The organism is Paraglaciecola polaris LMG 21857, from assembly GCF_000315055.1.
GTDB lineage: Bacteria > Pseudomonadota > Gammaproteobacteria > Enterobacterales > Alteromonadaceae > Paraglaciecola > Paraglaciecola polaris.
Genome location: NZ_BAER01000017.1, coordinates 26,385 through 45,888, shown reverse-complemented (window position 1 = coordinate 45,888; position 19,504 = coordinate 26,385). Strand labels below are relative to the sequence as shown.

The 19,504-nt window shown below is 46.5% G+C and carries 17 protein-coding genes and 2 pseudogenes; 14 read left to right on the top strand and 5 right to left on the bottom strand.

Features of this window, described 5'->3' with window-relative positions; translation table 11 throughout:
• Window positions 1-225: 225 nt before the first annotated feature.
• The 13 genes and pseudogenes from GPLA_RS02175 to GPLA_RS02120 all read left to right on the top strand — a co-directional run bounded on the left by GPLA_RS02175 (window position 226) and on the right by GPLA_RS02120 (window position 14,312).
• Complete coding sequence (locus GPLA_RS02175) at window positions 226-723, top strand: low molecular weight protein-tyrosine-phosphatase (protein ID WP_007103171.1); 498 nt, start codon at window positions 226-228, stop codon at window positions 721-723.
• Window positions 710-1,711, top strand: a complete 1,002-nt coding sequence (locus GPLA_RS02170; protein WP_007103170.1) for a FecCD family ABC transporter permease — start codon at window positions 710-712, stop codon at window positions 1,709-1,711. Before GPLA_RS02175 ends, GPLA_RS02170 begins: the two co-directional genes overlap by 14 nt.
• A gap of 7 nt (window positions 1,712-1,718) precedes the next feature.
• Window positions 1,719-2,459, top strand: coding sequence for an ABC transporter ATP-binding protein (locus GPLA_RS02165; RefSeq protein WP_007103169.1), 741 nt, complete (start codon window positions 1,719-1,721; stop codon window positions 2,457-2,459).
• A gap of 157 nt (window positions 2,460-2,616) precedes the next feature.
• Window positions 2,617-3,960, top strand: a complete 1,344-nt coding sequence (locus tag GPLA_RS02160) for a class II 3-deoxy-7-phosphoheptulonate synthase (protein WP_007103168.1) — start codon at window positions 2,617-2,619, stop codon at window positions 3,958-3,960.
• An 80-nt stretch (window positions 3,961-4,040) separates the two neighbouring features.
• Window positions 4,041-4,274: a FeoA family protein gene (locus GPLA_RS02155; RefSeq protein WP_007103167.1), complete on the top strand. Its 234-nt coding sequence runs from the start codon at window positions 4,041-4,043 to the stop codon at window positions 4,272-4,274.
• A 127-nt stretch (window positions 4,275-4,401) separates the two neighbouring features.
• A pseudogene (locus GPLA_RS02150) lies at window positions 4,402-5,094 on the top strand (FeoB small GTPase domain-containing protein); the annotation flags it as partial.
• Window positions 5,095-5,179: 85 nt separating this feature from the next.
• Entirely contained in the window at window positions 5,180-5,461 is a 282-nt protein-coding gene (locus tag GPLA_RS24180; RefSeq protein ID WP_264370807.1) for a type I restriction-modification system subunit M N-terminal domain-containing protein, read from the top strand.
• A gap of 115 nt (window positions 5,462-5,576) precedes the next feature.
• The gene (locus GPLA_RS02145) at window positions 5,577-7,208 is read left to right on the top strand and encodes an HsdM family class I SAM-dependent methyltransferase (RefSeq protein ID WP_264370806.1); all 1,632 of its coding nucleotides are present in this window, start codon (window positions 5,577-5,579) and stop codon (window positions 7,206-7,208) included.
• Window positions 7,205-8,515, top strand: a complete 1,311-nt coding sequence (locus tag GPLA_RS02140; RefSeq protein WP_007103165.1) for a restriction endonuclease subunit S — start codon at window positions 7,205-7,207, stop codon at window positions 8,513-8,515. Before GPLA_RS02145 ends, GPLA_RS02140 begins: the two co-directional genes overlap by 4 nt.
• Window positions 8,516-11,773, top strand: coding sequence for a type I restriction endonuclease subunit R (locus GPLA_RS02135; protein ID WP_007103164.1), 3,258 nt, complete (start codon window positions 8,516-8,518; stop codon window positions 11,771-11,773).
• 4 nt (window positions 11,774-11,777) lie between these two features.
• On the top strand, window positions 11,778-13,046 hold the full coding sequence (locus GPLA_RS02130) for an ISL3 family transposase (RefSeq protein WP_007103163.1): 1,269 nt from the start codon (window positions 11,778-11,780) through the stop codon (window positions 13,044-13,046).
• A gap of 292 nt (window positions 13,047-13,338) precedes the next feature.
• A complete protein-coding gene (locus GPLA_RS02125; protein WP_040513813.1) occupies window positions 13,339-13,824 on the top strand; it encodes a PaaI family thioesterase in 486 nt (161 codons plus the stop codon).
• The gene (locus GPLA_RS02120) at window positions 13,821-14,312 is read left to right on the top strand and encodes a PaaI family thioesterase (RefSeq protein WP_008983531.1); all 492 of its coding nucleotides are present in this window, start codon (window positions 13,821-13,823) and stop codon (window positions 14,310-14,312) included. Before GPLA_RS02125 ends, GPLA_RS02120 begins: the two co-directional genes overlap by 4 nt.
• 175 nt (window positions 14,313-14,487) lie before the next feature.
• Here the strand turns inward: GPLA_RS02120 and GPLA_RS02115 are convergent, their stop codons facing one another.
• From GPLA_RS02115 to GPLA_RS02100, 4 genes are all read right to left on the bottom strand, one after another.
• Complete coding sequence (locus GPLA_RS02115; protein ID WP_007103160.1) at window positions 14,488-15,570, bottom strand: aldo/keto reductase; 1,083 nt, start codon at window positions 15,568-15,570, stop codon at window positions 14,488-14,490.
• A 75-nt stretch (window positions 15,571-15,645) separates the two neighbouring features.
• Entirely contained in the window at window positions 15,646-16,230 is a 585-nt protein-coding gene (locus GPLA_RS02110; RefSeq protein WP_040513811.1) for a TetR/AcrR family transcriptional regulator, read from the bottom strand.
• Window positions 16,231-16,274: 44 nt separating this feature from the next.
• Entirely contained in the window at window positions 16,275-16,943 is a 669-nt protein-coding gene (locus GPLA_RS02105; RefSeq protein ID WP_007103158.1) for a cupin domain-containing protein, read from the bottom strand.
• Window positions 16,944-16,990: 47 nt separating this feature from the next.
• Window positions 16,991-17,611 (bottom strand): glutathione S-transferase family protein, encoded by a 621-nt coding sequence (locus tag GPLA_RS02100; protein WP_007103157.1) that lies wholly within the window; start codon window positions 17,609-17,611, stop codon window positions 16,991-16,993.
• 249 nt (window positions 17,612-17,860) lie between these two features.
• On the opposite strand from GPLA_RS02100, the gene GPLA_RS02095 reads away from it, so the two are divergent.
• Entirely contained in the window at window positions 17,861-18,412 is a 552-nt protein-coding gene (locus GPLA_RS02095; RefSeq protein WP_007103156.1) for an acyloxyacyl hydrolase, read from the top strand.
• Window positions 18,413-18,727: 315 nt separating this feature from the next.
• On the opposite strand, the pseudogene GPLA_RS23665 reads toward GPLA_RS02095, so the two are convergent.
• Window positions 18,728-19,474: pseudogene (locus GPLA_RS23665) on the bottom strand (transposase).
• Between the last annotated feature and the right edge of the window lie 30 nt (window positions 19,475-19,504).

Below are 19,504 nucleotides of genomic sequence, written 5' to 3'. Positions count from 1 at the left end.
CATCCATATGAGACACATTTAACTCAAGATTTGCCTAGATTACCAAAAAGCGACCAACTGTGGAAAGATAATCACATATAGCGTATCAATTGGATACGTTAACAACGAAATCTGGTTTGATAACACAGGAAATAGGCGCTAAATACTACAGAAATATAATCCCTGTGCACATGGTGACAGTGGTGATTCTTCAATTTATTAACCATATCGACGGAAGTTATCCAGGTGTTTGAAAAAAAAGTAGAGAAAAAATTAACCTCCGTGCTTTTTGTTTGTTTAGGCAATATTTGCCGTTCGCCCACGGCAGAGGCGATATTTCGTCACAAAGCGGCACATGCTGGTTTAGCAATACACATAGATTCGGCAGGCACCTTAGGTGCACATATTGGCACATCTCCTGACAAACGCTCTAGAGCCGTGGGAGAAGAGCGAGGTTATGACTTTAAAAAAATAAAGTGTCGCAAGGTTGAGGTCAGAGATTTTGAACGTTTTGATTATGTTGTCGCCATGGATAAAGACAATGTACGGAATTTGTTAGACATTTGTCCCCAAGAGTACCAACAAAAAATCGCCTTGATGATGAGTTTCTGTGATGCACAAGAGATGGAAATACCGGATCCATATTACGGTGGTAAACGTGGCTTTGAATATGTACTGGATCTTATTGAACTGGCATCTGATGGCTTGATAGAGCAAATTAAGGTACGTTTTGCCCGGCCCTAATAATCTCGAGCGCAAACAAAAAATATGGTTATTGATATTGTTAAGCGCCTTGATAGTAAGCAGTATCTGGGTTTTGTTTGGCGGTTTGCATAATCCTTTGTTCCCAAATACGACTTCAGCTGTGGTCGAACAACGTATTCTATGGCAACTACGCGTACCCCTAGTCATAACAGCGTTTATCGTCGGGGCTGGGTTAGCGGTGAGTTCAGCTGTGCTACAAGTATTGTTACGCAATCCACTGGCCGATCCTGGAATTATTGGTATAAGTAGCGGGGCTAGCTTGGCTGCTGCATTGTTCTTGACACTAGGCAGCGCAATACCGTTTTTATATGTGCAATATCTGTTACCCGTATTTTGCTTTTTAGGCGCGTTACTATCAACTGCGGCAATTTATCTCATTTCTAAACGTTTAACCGGGATGCATTCAGGCGTTATTCTCGCTGGTATTGCTATTTCTACATTAAGTGGCGCTGTGATTGCTTGGCTGCATTTTTTATCAGATGCGCAAACTATGCGCAATATGACGTTTTGGCTGATGGGCAGTGTTAATCAAGCTGATTGGAAGGTACTAACGGTTGCAGGGCCAAGTTTGCTTATTTTACTCGGGTTGCTTGTACGTCAGGGTAGCGCGCTGAATTGGCTATATTTCGGTGCCAGTAGTGCACAATTGGCTGGGTTGAATGTTACTCGATTTCACAAAATGATGTTACTGGTCTGTGCCTTAGTAGTAGGGATAGCTGTGTCTATCGCGGGATCAATCGCTTTTGTGGGCTTGTTGGTTCCCCATATGCTGCGTAATTTTTTTGGCTATGATAATCGTTTTATATTGCCTGCCTCTGGATTACTGGGCGGCATTGTTTTAATGGTCGTCGTGTTAGTGGGGCGCGCTGTCGGTGAGGTAAGTGTACCTGTTTCCATGCTGACCGCGACGTTAGGTGGCCCGATATTTTTGTATTCTATACTGCGCTTGAATCGGCAGATGGGTTAAGACTGTCATGTTAAGCATTGAAAACCTCAGCTTTGCTAAGCGGTTAGATAGCATAAATGTTTGTGCTCACCCTGGTCAGTTTATTCAAATTTTGGGCCCAAATGGTGCAGGAAAGTCGAGCTTACTGCGTGTCATCGCAGGTCTTGATAATGCCGACGCTGGACGATTGTGCATAAATCAACGTGATACAGCGCACATATCCATGACTGAAATGGCAACCTTCCGTTGTTTTCAAGAACAACAGCAAAGCCATGTTTTTGCCCTTACAGTCCGTGAGTCATTAACCTTTTTTGCCCGTGATATTACTATGCCTACCATGCTTGAAAATGCGCTTGAAATAGCGCCGTTTATGTCTCGGTCCTTACTTACTTTATCTGGTGGTGAAAGTCGTCGTGTGCAAATTGCCCGGGCGTTATTACAAATTTGGCCAGCGATAGAGCAGGGACAGGGACTGATATTGCTCGACGAGCCCAGTCAAGGATTAGATTTTCGCCATCAACATCTGCTGTTATCTTGTCTGGTAGAACTGGTGAAGATTGGTAATATTGTGCTAATGAGCGAACATGATCTTAATGTGTGCACACAATACGCTGACGGTGTCTGGTTGATGCGCTCTGGGGAAGTGGAATATCACGGCCCGGTTGAGGAGGTTATGACACCTGATATATTAAGTGATATTTTTGATTGCCAAGTCCGTCGTTTTAATGACCTCGCAGGTAATAGCATATTGCAAACATATCTCGTTTAACGCGTTAATATGGCTTTTTATCCCGGATCTTTGCCATGAGCGCATTTCAAAGGCCAAGATATCAGGTATGATAATGCGTCAGAAACGTAGTTGAGAACATTCGTTTCGTGTACTAATTTCCCTTTTCCCATTATATTTTATTTTTTAAGGACACATTGTGAGCCAATGGCAACCTGATAGTTGGCGTCAAAAGCCAATATTGCAACAACCTACTTACCATAATCAGCAGCATTTACGTGATGTTGAACAGAAACTTAAATCCTATCCGCCGCTTGTTTTTGCCGCTGAAACGCGTCAATTGTTTAAAGAGCTAGGCCAAGTTGCTGACGGTAACGGCTTTTTGTTGCAAGGAGGTGATTGCGCTGAGTCCTTTGATGAATTTAATGCCCCTAAAATTCGTGATACCTTCAAAGTTATTTTACAAATGGCGATCGTACTTACCTTCGCTGGTCGCTGTCCAGTCACTAAGGTTGCGCGCATGGCTGGGCAATATGCTAAGCCTCGCTCGGGGGACTTAGAAACCATAGACGGTGTGTCATTACCTAGCTATCGCGGCGACATCATCAACAGTTTTGAATTTACTGAAGCTTCTCGTATGCCTGATCCGCAGCGCATGTTAGATGCATATCATCGCAGTGCGTCAACATTGAATTTACTTCGCGCGTTCGCTCAAGGCGGTTTAGCGGATTTGCATCAAGTGAATCGCTGGAACATGGCATTCGTTGAAAACAATCCACTTAAAGAGCGTTATCAGGATGTGGCTCGCCGTATCCAAGATTCGTTAGAGTTCATGGATGTTATGGGTATCAATACCAATAACACGCCAACTCTGCACGAGACTACCTTATACACGTCTCATGAGGCATTGTTGCTTAACTACGAGCAGGCATTGACCCGTGTGGATACGCTAACGGACAAGTGGTACAACTGCTCTGCGCATATGTTGTGGATTGGTGAACGCACTCGTCAACTTGACCATGCGCATATCGAATTTTTCCGTGGGATCCATAACCCCATTGGTGTGAAAGTTGGGCCGAGTATGCAAGGGGATGAATTGATCCGATTAATTGATGCCTTGAATCCTGATAATACCTCAGGCCGATTGACCTTAATTACACGTATGGGTGCCGACAACCTTGAAGATAAACTACCGGCCTTGTTGCGCCGCGTGAAACAAGAAGGTCGCAATGTCGTATGGAGCTCAGATCCTATGCACGGCAATACCTTTAAAGCATCAAGCGGATATAAAACCCGTAATTTTGACGCGATATTACGTGAGATCCAGCAGTTTTTCGCTGCGCACCGATCTGAAGGTACGCACGCAGGTGGTATTCACCTAGAAATGACTGGCCAACATGTTACCGAATGTACTGGTGGGGCCTATCAAATCAGCGATGACGATTTAGCGCAAGCTTACAAAACCCAATGTGACCCGCGTTTAAACGCAGATCAAGTGCTAGAAATGGCCTTTTTGGTTGCCGACCACCTGAAGGTGAGTTAAGGAAATCACATTGCGCCCAAAGCTGATTTTATGTTATTAATGAAAATAGTTTTCATTTGTATTAAATCGGTGAGGGTGCAATGACACTTTGGGATATCCCCGCAAAAAAATCTGCATTAATTAGTGGTTTAGATCATTCTTTGCTGCCTGCTGTGATGAATCGTTTATTAGAAATGGGACTGACCGATGGTCAATCGGTTCGTTGTTTAAGGCGCAGTCCATTACGTGGGCCGCTGGTTGTTCAAATTGGCGATTGCGTTTACACCTTAGAACAAAGTATTGCCGATAAGGTTGCTATCAGCGGTCTTACTTAATCTCTCTTGTTAAATATCAGCCCTGACAGCAAATTACTTCACCGTTCTGTCAGCCTTTAGGCGTGGATATAAACCTTTTCTTCTTTCTTCAGGTGCCAGATTAGCGCCTATATAATCAAGTAATGTAATGAAAAATATAATTTTAGTCGGTAAGCCGAATTCGGGAAAAAGCCTGCTGTTTAACCAGTTAACCGGAATGCGTCAGAAAGTAGCGAACTTTCCAGGTGTGACAGTTGAACTTAAAAGCGGAAAGTTTTCAGATCATCAATTAATCGATTTTCCAGGTGCCTATTCTCTCAGTACCTTATCCAGAGATGAAGAAATCGCAGTTGAAAAAATACATGAAGCGATGCATGACGATAACACTGGCCTGATTGTGTGTAACTTAGACGCAACGCGATTGGAACGTAGCTTGGTATTTGGTTTACAAGTGCGAGACTTAGCCAAGCAACATGATAAAGCCCTTGTTTTCGCATTGAATATGATTGATGAGGTTGAGCGTTTTAGCCATCAAATTGATTGTGAACAGTTAGCAAAAGATTTAGGTGCGTCAGTTTTTCCGTTATCCGCCAAGACACTTATTGGTCTGCACGAATTTAAACTGGCATTGAATGTGATCATTGCGCAACCCCGAAATTATATCCCTACTATAAGTGTAGCGGCAGACGACAGTGTATTTAATGTCAGTCGACAGATCGCCAAGCGTTATGGTATCCATGCTGATATCGTCCTAAAACAACAGAACCACATTGACAGTTTTTTACTGAACAATGTTTTGGGTGGTATCGCGTTTTTTGGAATTATGTTTTTATTATTCCGGCTATTTGCAATACAAGGTTGGATTCTATCTGAGTAATTAAACTGGAATCAACTCTCTTTTGTGCAAAAGGTGGTTGGAGGCCAAAATGACGGAATTTACAGGATCGGCAGCTTCACAAGCTGATTTTATTTGGAAGAACGCAGAAGATCTGTGGGGAGATTTTAAACATACGGATTTTGGCAAGATCATTTTGCCGTTCACGTTATTGCGTCGTTTGGAGTGCGCACTTGAACCGACTCGTGAAGCCGTCCGAGAAGCTTACCGTTCATTCAAAGAGGCTGATGTTGAGCTTGACCCTATCCTTCGTTCAACAGCTAACTACCCCTTCTACAATACTTCGGAATATTCACTCGATTCATTAGAGTAGTACAAAGACTCGGCGTAACCTCGAAGATTACATTGCGCTATTCTCTGATAATGCGCGAGCTATCTTTGAGGAGTTTGAATTCGGTAACACGATAATCAGGCTGGAAAAGGCTGGATTGCTATATAAGATTTGCCAGAACTTTGCGGGCATAGACTTACACCCTGACGCCGTTCCAGACCGAGTGATGAGCAATATTTATGAACACTTGATCCGCCGCTTTGGTGCAGAGGTTAACGAAGGCGCTGAGGATTTCATGACACCTCGTGACATTGTTCACTTAGCAACAGCGCTCCTGCTTGATCCTGATGATGCCCTTTTTGAAGCCAGTCCCGGTCTAATTCGCACGCTTTACGATCCGACCTGCGGCACTGGTGGATTCCTGACCGATGCCATGAACCATGTGAGTGAGTATGGGAGCAGTGGAAAAATCCCTCCTGTGCTCGTTCCTCATGGCCAAGAACTAGAACCTGAAACGCATGCCGTATGTGTAGCAGGTATGCTAATTCGTCGATTGGAGTCCGACCCCGGTCGTGACTTATCCAAGAACATTCGCCAAGGCAGTACCTTGTCTAACGATCAGTTTGCTGGTGAGCGATTTCACTATTGCTTATCCAACCCACCGTTTGGCAAGAAGTGGGAAAAGGATAAAAAGGCAGTTGAGAGTGAGCACGAAAAAGGTGAGCTAGGCCGTTTTGGTCCCGGCCTTCCCAAAATTAGTGACGGCTCAATGCTTTTCCTTATGCATCTGGCTAGCAAGTTAGAGTTACCAGATAACGGTGGTGGTCGTGCGGCAATTGTCCTATCCGGCTCCCCGCTATTTAATGGCGGCGCTGGCTCTGGTGAATCAGAGATCCGTCGGTGGCTTTTAGAGAAAGATTTGGTAGAAGCTATTGTGGCTTTGCCAACCGATATATTCTTCCGTACAAACATAGCAACCTACTTATGGGTCTTGTCCAATAAAAAGGCGGATGAACGCAAAGGGAAAGTACAGCTCATTAATGCAACCAGCTTGTGGTCACCCATTAAAAACGAGGGTAACAAACGTCGAATCGTAAGCGATGACCAGCAGCGACAAATTTTAGAAATCTATGCGGCGGGCGAAAATGATGAGCTATCTCGCATGCTGGATTACCGTACCTTTGGTTATCGGCGCATTAAAGTGCTGCGCCCTTTGCGAATGAAGCTTCAATTGGATGATGCAGGATTGAAACGTCTGCAAGACGAAGCAGCATGGGGCAAGTTACCTGCTGAGCACCAGTCATTCTGGCTAAACGCGCTAAAGCCGTTTACAGGCGAGACGCTGCCGTACCAATGGGCAGATAGCTTTGCGAAAGACACAGCTAAAACACCAGAGGCAAAGGCGCTAAAACTTAAAGCCCCAAAGGCATTCGTTACAGCGCTAGTTGATGCGTTTGGCCATAAGAATGCCGACGCAGAACCAGTTACGGATGCTAAAGGTAATTTCATAGCCGATACTGACTTAACTGATTATGAAAACGTTCCTTACATGGACAGCATTGACGAGTATTTTGCTCGTGAAGTGCTTCCTCATGTGCCTGATGCATACATTGATGAAAGCTTTATCGACAATAAAGACAAGAAGCTTGGTCGCGTCGGCTATGAAATCAACTTCAACCGATTCTTCTATGAATATCAGCAACCACGTAAGTTGCGTGATATTGACACAGAGTTGAAAGAAGTTGAGGCCGAGATAGCTGCTCTTTTAGCTGAGTTGGCAACAGAATGAAGTACCATGCGACCTATTCACGTTTTAAAGAATCTAATGTTGCTTGGCTTGGTGAAATTCCGAAACATTGGAGTGTTACGCGATTTAAATATCTCTTTGATTTAAATCCAACGAAATCAGCCGTTGCAAATAGACGTTACGCCTTATGCTCTTTCTTGCCGATGGAGAAGTTAAAAACAGACACCATTGTTTTGGATGAGATACGAGTAGTCGATGAGGTGTATGAAGGCTATAGCTATTTTTCTGATGGTGACATTTTAATTGCGAAGGTGACACCATGTTTCGAAAACAGAAACATCGCGGTCGCGGCCGATTTAACTAATCGGATAGGCTTTGGCTCTACAGAAATAAATGTAATAAGAGCTAAAAGCAGCATCAACACCCGCTTCCTTTATTATCGGTTGCAAGAAGACCAATTCAGAAGAATAGCCATTTCAGAGATGACCGGCACAGGGGGTTTAAAGAGGGTTCCGTCAGAACTTTTCCAAGTTTTTAAGGTTGCGATACCGCCTTACAACGAGCAAGCTGTAATATCTGCGGAAATCGACAAAGAAATCGAACGTATCGATAAGTTAGTATCCAAAAAAAATAAATTTGTCGAGCTGTTAAAAGAAAAACGACAGGCGCTCATTACCCATAGTGTTACAACAGGCATTGTAAAAAACGCGAACCTCCAAGAGTCTGGTATTAAGTGGGTTGAGCAAGTGCCGTCTCATTGGGAGGTCGTTCCGGGTATTTGGTTGTTCGCTGAGAGCAAAGAAACAGCCCGCGAAGATGACCAACACTTGTCTGCGACTCAGAAATATGGCGTTATACCTTTATCCGAATATGAGCGACTAGAGAATCGGCAAGTTACCCATGCCATTAAAAACCTAGAAAAGCGCAAACACGTTGAACTCGATGATTTTGTGATAAGTATGCGTAGCTTCCAAGGTGGTATAGAGAGAGTAAAAGCTCGCGGCTGTGTCCGGTCATCATATGTTGTTCTAAAAGCCTCTGATGAAGCGGACGTCGATTATTTCGCGTATCTCTTTAAATCCAGCGCTTATATTCAAGGATTGCAGGCTACATCCAGCTTTATACGCGATGGACAAGATTTGAATTATGGCAATTTTCGACAAGTGAAATTACCGAAACCGCCGTTAGAAGAGCAGAAGCGCATAGCACAATACCTGAACCAGCAAACAGCAAGAATTGATGCGCTTATTGAAAAAACACAACACAGCGTTGCGCTACTTACTGAGCGCAGAGCCGCTTTTATTACCGCCGCAGTAACTGGTCAAATTGATCTGCGAGGAGAAGAATAAATGGATTCGTCAGCGCATCAGGAAAAACATTTTCAACACTACATCGTTGAGCGATTACTCGAACAGGGATGGAAGTTGGGCGAGACCAAGCACTTCGACACCGAGCGGGCCTTGTATCCTGAAGACATTGAAAGCTGGATCAAAAGCAGTGGCCAGCAGGATAAATGGGACAAACTTGAGCGCCTGAATGGAGCAAGAACGCTATCTGTTCTTATTGAGCGCCTAGGCAAGGCACTTGAGCAGCATGGAACCATGCATGTATTACGTCAGGGCTTCTCTATTGCAGGCTGCGGTCTGATTGAAATGACCGAGACCGCGCCTGAAGACAAGCGTAACGAAGCCGTGACCAACCGCTACAAGGCCAATATACTGCGTGTAGTGCCTGAGTTGAAGTATCACCCTGCTCGTGAGTTTGCGATTGATTTGGTGATGTTCATCAATGGCCTTCCTGTGGCCACGGTAGAACTTAAAACCGATTTTACTCAATCTGCCGAAGCTGCTATGGATCAGTATCGAAATGACCGCTTGCCATTCGACCCAAAAACTAAGCGCAAAGAACCACTACTAACCTTTAAACGGGGCGCTGTCGTGCATTTTGCAATGTCCGACTCCGAAATCATGATGGCAACTAAGCTGGAAGGTGAAAACACCTTTTTCTTGCCGTTTAACAAAGGCCGCAAAGACGAAGACGGCGCGATTCATGCCGGAAATCCTCCGGGAGAGATTAAACCTGACGGAACGCAGGAGTATCCGGTTGCGTACTTTTGGGAAGACGTCTGCCAACCCGATGCATGGCTGCGTATTTTCCATAGTTTTGTGTATGTCGAAAAAAAGGATGTGGTGGACATTCAAGGCAACTGGTCTAAGAAAGAAACCCTTATTTTCCCACGTTTTCACCAATGGACAGCGGTTAATGCCATGCTCGCCGATGCACGCAAAAATGGTGCTGGCATGACCTATTTAGCTGATCACAGTGCTGGCTCAGGAAAAACAAGTACCATTTCATGGACAGCGCACGATTTAGTGAAGCTGCGCGAAGATAATGGTGACGCGATATTTAACAGTGTCATCATCGTGACAGACCGGAATGTACTGGACGGCCAATTACAGGATGCGGTAAAGCAAATTGACCATCAGTTTGGGGTTATTGCAGCGATAGACAGAGAAAAGTCTTCCAAGCCGAAAAGTAAGCAACTGTCCGAAGCATTGTTAGCTGGAACGCCAATTGTCGTTGTAACGATTCAAACCTTCCCCTATGCGATGGAAGCCATCATTACCGACAAATCCCTGAAAGGTAAAAACTTTGCCGTAATCATTGATGAGGCTCACAATTCGCAAACGGGCTCGACCGCAGCTAAATTGCAAGCCGCCCTTGGCATGAGTGGTCAGGGAAAAATGTCCACGATGACCGTAGACGAAATTCTGGAGCAATTACAAAAATCACGCGCTCGTCCTGACAATATCAGTTACTTTGCGTTTACTGGTACGCCAAAGCACTCTACATTGATGCTATTTGGCCGCCCAGAAGATCCCTCTCAGCCCGTATCCGATGACAATCCCCCGGTTGCATTTCACAAGTACACCATGCGCCAAGCCATTGAAGAGAAGTTTATCTTAGACGTGCTTAAAGGCTACGTGCCTTATCAAACTGCGTTTAACCTCTCAAAACAACTTGAAGACAGTAAGCGTGTAAGTGGAAAGGCTGCAAAAAGAGCTTTGGCGCAATGGATGGCGTTGCATCCAACCAACGTGACCCAAAAAGTTCAGTTCATTATTGAACACTTTACGAAGAACGTTGCTCATCGTCTTGACGGTAAAGCCAAGGCAATGGTCGTAACCAGCTCTCGTGCAGCCGCTATACGCTATAAGAAGGCGTTCGACCGATACATAGAGCAACACAGTGAGTATGGCTTCATTCACTCACTGGTGGCCTTTTCAGGCAAGATGATGGGCAAACAGGTCATGCATCAAGATGATGGGTTGTTGGGGGATGACATTTTCGTTTGTGATGAAAACGAAGAGTTCACCGAATCGTCAATGAACCCAAGCGCTCAGGGACAAGACTTACGCTTTGCATTTGACAGGCCCGAGTATCGCGTCATGTTAGTGGCCGATAAGTTCCAAACGGGTTTTGACCAACCCAAGTTGGTCGCTATGTATGTGGATAAAAAAATAGCCAACCACGTAGAGATTGTGCAGACCTTCGCTCGTCTTAACCGCATGGCACCGGGCAAGGATGAGGTGTTTATCATCGACTTTGTAAATGACCCAGAGAACGTTCGTATGGCTTTTGAGACCTATGACCAAGGGGCAAAAATTGATGAAATCCAGAATCTGAATGTGGTGTATGAGATCAAAGAGCGCCTCGATGAACACAGCCTGTACGATGAAAAGGACTTAGCCGCGTTCAAAGAGGCTCGGTTCAAAACCATACGGGATATTACACACACAAAATCACCACAGCACAAAGCCCTGTATGCAGCGACCAGCGATGCGACGAACCTCTATAACGACAAAATGAAGATGCTTCGTGATGGCATGTCTACATGGGAAGCCGCTTTCCAAAAGGCTCACGCAAAAGGCGATGAAGCGGGTATGAAGTCTGCTGATCACCATCAAGAGGAATACGCAGAGCAAATTAAGACGTTAATGGGCTTTAAATCCGACCTTGGGCGCTTTTGTCGAACCTATTCTTATATTGCGCAATTGATAGACTTTGGTGATCCTGAATTAGAGAATTTTGCGGCTTTTGCAAAGCTGCTTCAGAAGCGAATAATGCATGAAGCGCCCGAAACTGTTGATTTAACAGGCTTGGTGCTGACAGGGTTTGATATCAAAGCCCGCTCCGACGCTGTTGACGAAGATAGTAATGCCCCCGTACTTAAACCAGTCGGCCCCGGCGGCGGTGGCGTGACAGGCGACAAGCCGAAGTTCGTTAAAGAGATCATCGACAGGCTTAATAGCCTCTTTGGGGAAGCAACACCGATTCAAGATCAGGTGGCATTCGTCAACCAGATAAAATCCATAGCAGGTGAAAGCGATGTTGTTATGGCTCAGGTCGAGAGTAACTCGCGAGAGCAGGCGTTAAAGGGAAATCTTCCGGGAGCGGTGCAACAAGCGGTCGTTCGTGCTTTATCGAGCCACCAGAAGCTGGCCACGCAGGTTCTCAAGTCAGACCGCCAAGGCATGATTGCGCTCGTCGATGTTGTCTATGACATGCTGCGTGAAAACAAAAACATAGATTTGGACATGGACTAGCTTGATGCTTGATTTGCTGAATTTGCCGGGCATTAAGCCAGTAGATATGTACAAAGAAAGCAAAGCGCTAATTATAGTGGCTGAGCCTGATGTTATTGACGTGCCAATGTGCACCGCCTGCGATATCCCAATGCACAAGCACGGTACACGCGTCAATAAATTCTCTGACACGCCTTTGTATATGGAGCCTGTTCGACTTGAAATTAAACGACCTCGTTTTCGCTGCGAATCCTGCGGCAAGATGGCCATGCCTGAACTTAGCTTTCTCGACGATAAGCGCCGTGCTACCAAGCGTTTGGTTGATGTTATCCGTCAGCAATGCCTGAGTACCACCTTTCGCGCTTTGGCCGACCAGACAGGGGTTGCCGTTAATACCGTCAAAAATATCGCCCACGATTTAATTCAGGAGCTCGAACAAACGGTTCGCTATGAAACCCCAATCATTATGGGAATTGATGAAGTAAACCTTGCAGGTGGTTATCGTTGTGTCATTACCAACTTGGCAACCAATAACGTTTTTGACATGCTGGAGCACCGTACACAAGACCACCTCAAGCCCTTCTTCAAAGACCTCCCCGACAGAGAAAAGGTTGAATGGGTTTGTACGGATATGTGGCGACCGTTTAAACGTTCGTTTTCCCAGTACCTGCCAAACGCAAAGCTCGTTATCGACAAATTTCATGTTGTGAAGATGGCCTCAGAAGCGTTAGAAGAGGAGCGTAAAAAATACCAAGCTCAATTGAGTAGAGAGCAGCGCATTCACGTCAAAAAGTCGATCCGCTGGCTTACACTTAAACGACCCGGGAATCTATCGCCTGCGGAGCAAAATGCGTTGGCTGTCGTGCGCCAAGCTATTCCTGAGCTGGCAATAGCATACGATTTCAAGGAAAGCTTTTTTGGGATCTACGATGAGCCAGACAAACAAAAAGCGCAAAACGCATTTGAAGCTTGGGAAAACAGCCTCCCTCCTCATGGCATGGAGCCTTTCAAAAAGCTGGTGAAAACGGTCCATAACCACTATCACGATATTTTTGCGTACTGGGATGCACCGTTCCCTATCACGAATGCTTATACCGAAGGGTTGAATGGTTTGATAAAAATGTCGAACCGACTCGGCCGTGGTTACAGTTACGACATCATTCGCGCAAAAACGCTGTATTCAGGTGAAGCTCGCAAGGTTGGTAGTGGCATCCGTACAGGCAGAGGTAAGGTCGAGTATGGTCCGCATATTCCAACGTTGCTAAAGCAGGCAGAGAGCGGTGAACTCGACTAAAAGAATATGAAAGCACATGGACATTGCCAAACTTAGAAACTCGTTTCAGGATCAGTTTACAACGCATTTTGACGATAAGCTTGCGGTAAGGCTCGTTGCAATGACCGTACGCCATTGCGCCGGTCCCATTCCGTTTAGTTCAACAAAGTGTTTGACTTTTGATCAGTTAATCAACCAGAATCCGTAAACAACGTTATCCACAAGAGAACGCTATCTTCATGACCTATAGAATTCAACTGATCTCCAAAACTTCCGCGCCTGCAAGAAATACATACCTAGCTGGGCAGCTTTGATGAACGAGCTAAGCAGACTCCAGCACAGTCATGTTGTTACGGCTGCGTGCCAGTTCACTGAGCAGGTTCCTCACGCTAGAGCTCTCGGCATTCAGGTCGTCTCGGTAGACCGAGACCAGGTCCGTATGCGTCTGACTCCACAGTCATGGATGTTCGCGCAAGAGGATACGAAAGAAATCTGCACCAGCTTACTTTATTCGCTGGCAGACTCCGCCGGAGGCTTGGCCGTAATTGCAGGGGCCATGGAGTTGATGCCCATTGCTACGCTGGATCTGCGCATGGATTATTTGCGGCCTGCCAACGGCGACCGAGCCCTGTTGGCTGTAGCTACCTGTCGTCATTTAACAGACCAGGTCGCGTTCATTGATTGCGACATTTTCTGCGAGGCTGATAGCGAATTATTGGCTACGGCAAAGGCCACCTTCATGAGAAACACTCATGGACAGCAATTCCACTCAAATGGATTAAAGAAGAACAGCGTATGAGTAAGACAGATGATTTGGCACAACAAAGATCGCGCGCTGCAGAAAGTAGGGAGAAATGTGCTGACTGGAAAGCTCTGTTGGAGCGTATTCCCTACGCACAGCACCTTGGACTTCAGGTACAGTGCGGTGATGCAGTTGTATTGGTTTACTTGCCGTGTAATGAAACGCTGATTGGCAACTTCATGCTACCAGCCCTCCATGGAGGTGTAGTTGGAGCCCTGATTGAACTCACCGCTCGGGTGGCTGCACAGAGCAAAGATAGAGATAAACGTTGCCCGCGTATCATCGACAGCCACGTAAACTATCTTCGTTCCGCGAAGGCCCAATCGACTTTCGCGAGCGCAGAAATTGTTCGGCAAGGCAGGCGGTCCAGCTTGGTCAGTGTGACCTGCTGGCAGAACGATAAAAGCAAACCGATCGCTAGTGGTCAGGTTCAGTTGTTACTCCCGACAATCGCCGCCGAACAAGAAGAACTTCATGACTCATAAGGGCTTCAATCCTGAACACTGCGAATTCTGGTCGCTCACGATTTTCATCATTGAACCGCTGCGCCGCTAGGACGCAGCGAATTGTGTGCAGAGGGTCACGATCGAATTCAGAACTTAATTGAACCGCTGCGCCGCTAGGACGCAGCGAATTGTGTGCAGAGGGTCACGATCGAATTCAGAACTTAGAAGAATTTCGGTACCCGGCCATCATTTCCATCATCCAGCCCGGGTACTCCTCCGGTATACGACTCACCTCGTCCAGAGCTTTACGCTCGTCATCAGAGAATCGGATCTGTGCGGCCCGGATATTGGCTTTCAGCTGCTCTGGTCGCTTGGCACCAACGATAATACTGGAGACAGACTCTTGGTGAAGTAACCAGGCTAGTGCAATTTGAGCCACACTGACCGGTTCTCCGTCAATCTGCTTTCCGTCGGCCACCTCACGCATTACTTTTATAATGTCTCTGCCCCGTTCACGGTTAACTGGAGGAAAATCGAATTTGGCACGACGGTTCTCCTCGGACACGTCAGGACCTTCGTATTTGCCGGAAAGATAACCACCGGCTAGTGGACTCCACACCATCAACCCTACCTTTTCCGACGATAGCATGGGGATAACTTCCCGCTCCAGCTCGCGGCCAACTAGGGTATAGTAGGCCTGCAGCGAAGTCACTGGGCACAGATTTCGGGCCTGGCTAATACCGATGGCCTTCATGACCTGCCAAGCGGCCCAGTTGGACAAGCCTACATAACGCACATACCCCTGTTGTACCAGGGTGTTGAGTGCCTCCAGCGTTTCTTCGATTGGAGTGGCCGGATCAAAGCCATGGATCTGGTATAAGTCGATATAGTCAGTTTGCAAACGACTTAGGCTTGCCTTGCACTCGTTCATGATGTGGCCACGGGACGCTCCACGGGCATTGGGCCCCTCGCCCATAGGGCCGAGCACCTTGGTCGCCAAAACGACATCCTCTCGGCGAACTCCGAGGTTTTTCAAGGATTGCCCGACGATAAGCTCACTAGCGCCGAGACCATAAATATTAGCCGTATCGATGAAGTTGATGCCGGCCTGCAGGGCTATTCTTACAAGCTCGTCAGCTTGCTCCTGCCGCAGTTGCCCAATTAGACCCCAAATATCTTCGTCACCACCAAAGGTCATGGTTCCAAGACAGAGTTCAGAGACCATCAATCCGGAGTTTCCGAGAGCTCTGTAGCGTATATGATTTTGTTCGAAGTTCGGTATTTTATCAGTGGTCATGTTACACCTCTTTATAACAGGTTAATGTCCCGACTTATTGTCGGGTCTTTTCATTAGAACTCAGATGTCAATCAATTATTCTTTCCGAGCACTTTGTCGGCATCTACCCAGCAACATTTGTATTGCAGCATCAAACGGCGCCGTGTCTTGTGCTGTGCGAGCCGCTAGGTGAGCTCCTTCCAACATTGCTAATGTCGCACAGGCTTCTTCTTCGGGAGCAGTAATGAGCGAAATGGACCTGTCTTTCAGACCCAGTTCAAAATTGCTTTTAATCCATTTCAGCAGCATTGCTCGAACCGCACCAACCCGTATCACAACCTTTTCGGAAATGCGTTCTCGGCATATTGAAAACGCAACGCAAAGGCAGACAGTTTGGCCTCCATTCAGTGCCTCTCGGTATAATCTGATGAGAGCCATCAGACGTTCGTCAGCGCTAAGATGGTCGTTCTCTATTTCAGCTAGGCGTTCTTTCAAACTGGTGTGATACCGAACGATCAGATGATCGGATAGATCCGCCTTAGTCGGAAAATGATAATGAATGGAAGCCTTTCTAATGCCAACGGCTACAGCAAGATCGGCATAGCTAAACCCATCAAAGCCCCTTGACCGAGCGTTGTACTCTGCGATGTCAAGCAGGGTTGTTCTTGTATCACGGTTCATAAATATCTAATGGTTGATGTAGTTAGTGTTTAGGCCCCGGTCAATTACACCTCGGGGGCCCTGACAAACCGAAGGTGCCCAGTCTTCATCCAGATTTTCGCCCCAAGGCCCCCAGCTTTTGCTGACAACGCTTCTCCCTCGGGTAGGCGCAGCCAAGCATTCTTACTCAATATATCATCGTTTATCATGACTTCGCCGTCCAGTATTAGCATCTCAATCCCGCCGACTGCGTTAGAATTCAAAGTAGCGCCGGAGTCAAGCTTGTGGAATGTCACCGCTTCTCGCCCGTCCTCATGTAGGAGCGAGGTGGCAACCCCCTCCACTGACGCATTCAGTTCCGCTTCCATGTTTTTTTTGAATTGATTTCGATCCTCAGGATCGAACTGCCAGAGCTTGACAAAAATTGTACAGCCCTCGGCAGAGCCGGGCACATGAGATGTCGTCGGAGGATTCCGCACATAGGTTCCCGTGGGATAATCCCCGTGCTCGTCCTGAAACACCCCGTCAAGTACGATGAATTCCTCGCCACCATCGTGAGTATGCGCAGAGAACTGGCTGCCTGGCGCATAACGCACAATACTGGTGGCACGAGCCACCTCGTCACCGATGCGATCCAACATTCTACGCTCGACCCCCTTCACTGGCGAAGGACGCCATAGCAGCTGGTCGGTATCAATAACTACGGATTTTGTGAAATCTGCATTTATTTCCATGCTGTGTCCTTTTGTTAATTTGTCTGACAAGCCATAAGATACAAATATCAGCCATTAATCGACGGTCGGGCCGCTACCCGGTCACGCCAGGCCCTAAGAGCGCGTAGGTTCTCGGGAATTTCAACCTTGGCAAACTCCGCAAATGCTAGTCCAGCATAAGCTGTGATATCCGCTACCGTGAAACGATTACCTGCGACAAAGTCACTTTCTGTGAGTACTCCGTCGAGATAGGTCATGGTCAACTGGGCGACCTCTTTCTGCTTACTACCCCAGTCAGGACATTGCCATGTCTCAAGATCGGGCCCTAGGCCCTGAGTTGCGTGGTGAAAATACGCGCCCACCGCATTCATCAATCCGGATTCAGCACGAATATTCATCATCGCGATAACTGCACGCTCTTTAGATGACGTGCCTGTAAGGGATGGTCCGTCAAAGATACCGTCCAAGTATTCGGTTATAGCATTACAATGCGCAATGCAGGTGCCATCGTCCAGCTCTAATAATGGTACGGTGGCATCAGGGTTTTTTGCCTTGAAAGCACTGGTTCTGTGTTCACCACCCATTACATCTACTGGGACAAATATCACTTTGTTGGTGGCACCTTTTTCCGCAAGGGCGATGCGAACGCGAAGTGGGTTCGGAAACCCTGTGGTTTCATAAATTTTCATTGGAACACCTTTATTGATTAATAACCATTTGATGATTATTCTACCTTCTGATAGGTAGTTAGACAAGAAGCTATTATATTCTCTCGTTTTGGCTTCTTTCAAAGAGTCAAACGGAGTCCCACAGGCAATTTTGAGTTGAAGACCGTGTTGTAGTTGCTGCCGTTCTATTTACATACATTTACGTATGTATATATAATTTCATCTCTGGTTTGGAATGCTCTGCCGGATTGTAGGCAAAGTGGAGGGTGCATGAGCAAAGGATTTTTGGCATTAATTGTGGCTATGGTCTTTGGTTTTTGGGGGTTGATGAATTCAGCATCAGCACAGGCGGACGAGTGGCATATGGCGGGTTCGTACTCAACGGATCAGTTGCGTGGTGCACGCGTTGGGTACCGGGTTACTGATATCCGGCTGTCAATATTGGAGGATTGGACGTGGTTGGGAGGTCCAAAGCTGCATATTGAAGGTGCGTTAAACAATTGGCAAAACTCCAATGACCGTTCAGATAATGTTTTTGCGTTGACGATTAGCCCAGTGTTGGCATGGCAGCTTACCGATGGGCCTCGTCCGCTGTATGTGGAAGCCGGTATTGGCGGCAGTTATCTGGATGGCACGCGCTTGGGCGACCGACGTTTATCCACGCGTTTTCAGTTTGAAGACCGCATTGGGTTAAGTTGGCAGTATTCGGCTTATTCAAATGCACGATTAACGCTGGCATACGTGCACTATTCAAATGCAGACATTGATAGTCCTAATGATGGCCTCGATTTTTTCGGTTTAACTTGGAGTAATACCTTCTAATTGGGAGTTACGTTCTATTAAATTGTAAGGTTGTTTACCGCAAATGGCTTTCGAAGCCCTTTTCACTTTGCACTTCTCACACCACCTTTGGTTTCGGTAAATATTTGCTAAGTGCCGCGTGAACCACATAATCGGTCAAGATATTTGTCGGTCAATAGTTTGAGCTAAAATAATTTTTGGTCAGTACAAACTATTAATGCATAAGGATTATTTTTAGTTTCTTCTTGCATATTCTCAACCTCATGAGAATATTTAATGGCCTTGTTTATCGCATCAATGTCGAGGATAAAATGGCTCCTTTCCCTATTCATAGGGTTAGCGCGCCATTTCCCTCACAGGCATCCCAAGGCGGGTTGATTTATTAAGTACGGCTACTCGCACTAGTCCTCTCCTACCTGCGCGTTGTAGCTTTTGAATCGCCACATCGCGGATTCCACTAATGAGCGCTGGTGGTGAGACGGTGCCATGTGTCAACACCAACTTAAAATGTCCGGACATTTAGAATTGTTGCTGACACATGCTTCCATTGCGCCAACTGCCCTTGCTTCAAAAACTTAACTGCGTCGTTTCTCGGATAGTTGCCACGCTGTCAACACCAGTACCTGACATTGCGGCGCCGGGGTATAGGGTTACTGTCTTCTTACGAGAGATTTCTCGGTAGCATTTTGTGTGTCGTAGGCTCCGTCACTGACAACGTTGCCTACTTTTGCCGCTCCATCTTTTTAGCATGGTTGGGAGAACCTCATTGTCCCCAACATTGACTAGCGAGATTTCTTCGCACACTACCTGTTCGCTTTCAACGTTTACGCCAGGTACGGCGCTTTTCCTAGGCGTGTTTGTGGACTTTCCATTCGCCTTCACCAAAACTTTCAGCCCCGTAGCATCAAAAACTACGTGCGTTACAGGACCCGCGGGACGTGGAACTTTATCTTCACCGTTCGGTGGATCATGCTACCACTGAGCGGTAGCTTTCTCTTCTCGCCAGAAAGTTACAGAGCTCCGAGATTTAAAGGCTTTATTGTGTTTAGACCAGTTTTTAACTCGGTATTTGACACTGCCCATTATGGTGTACGGTATCGGTGTTAATGGCCA

Bases quoted from the DNA above. Each gene is read 5' to 3' on its own strand.
- GPLA_RS02105 (WP_007103158.1), bottom strand. From the start codon at position 16,943: ATGGAAATAAATGCAGATTTCACAAAATCCGTAGTTATTGATACCGAC.
- GPLA_RS02155 (WP_007103167.1), top strand. From the start codon at position 4,041: ATGACACTTTGGGATATCCCCGCAAAAAAATCTGCATTAATTAGTGGT.
- GPLA_RS02115 (WP_007103160.1), bottom strand. From the start codon at position 15,570: ATGACCACTGATAAAATACCGAACTTCGAACAAAATCATATACGCTAC.
- GPLA_RS24180 (WP_264370807.1), top strand. From the start codon at position 5,180: ATGACGGAATTTACAGGATCGGCAGCTTCACAAGCTGATTTTATTTGG.
- GPLA_RS02140 (WP_007103165.1), top strand. From the start codon at position 7,205: ATGAAGTACCATGCGACCTATTCACGTTTTAAAGAATCTAATGTTGCT.
- GPLA_RS02130 (WP_007103163.1), top strand. From the start codon at position 11,778: ATGCTTGATTTGCTGAATTTGCCGGGCATTAAGCCAGTAGATATGTAC.
- GPLA_RS02125 (WP_040513813.1), top strand. From the start codon at position 13,339: ATGAACGAGCTAAGCAGACTCCAGCACAGTCATGTTGTTACGGCTGCG.
- GPLA_RS02120 (WP_008983531.1), top strand. From the start codon at position 13,821: ATGAGTAAGACAGATGATTTGGCACAACAAAGATCGCGCGCTGCAGAA.
- GPLA_RS02095 (WP_007103156.1), top strand. From the start codon at position 17,861: ATGAGCAAAGGATTTTTGGCATTAATTGTGGCTATGGTCTTTGGTTTT.
- GPLA_RS02135 (WP_007103164.1), top strand. From the start codon at position 8,516: ATGGATTCGTCAGCGCATCAGGAAAAACATTTTCAACACTACATCGTT.
- GPLA_RS02100 (WP_007103157.1), bottom strand. From the start codon at position 17,611: ATGAAAATTTATGAAACCACAGGGTTTCCGAACCCACTTCGCGTTCGC.
- GPLA_RS02165 (WP_007103169.1), top strand. From the start codon at position 1,719: ATGTTAAGCATTGAAAACCTCAGCTTTGCTAAGCGGTTAGATAGCATA.
- GPLA_RS02110 (WP_040513811.1), bottom strand. From the start codon at position 16,230: ATGAACCGTGATACAAGAACAACCCTGCTTGACATCGCAGAGTACAAC.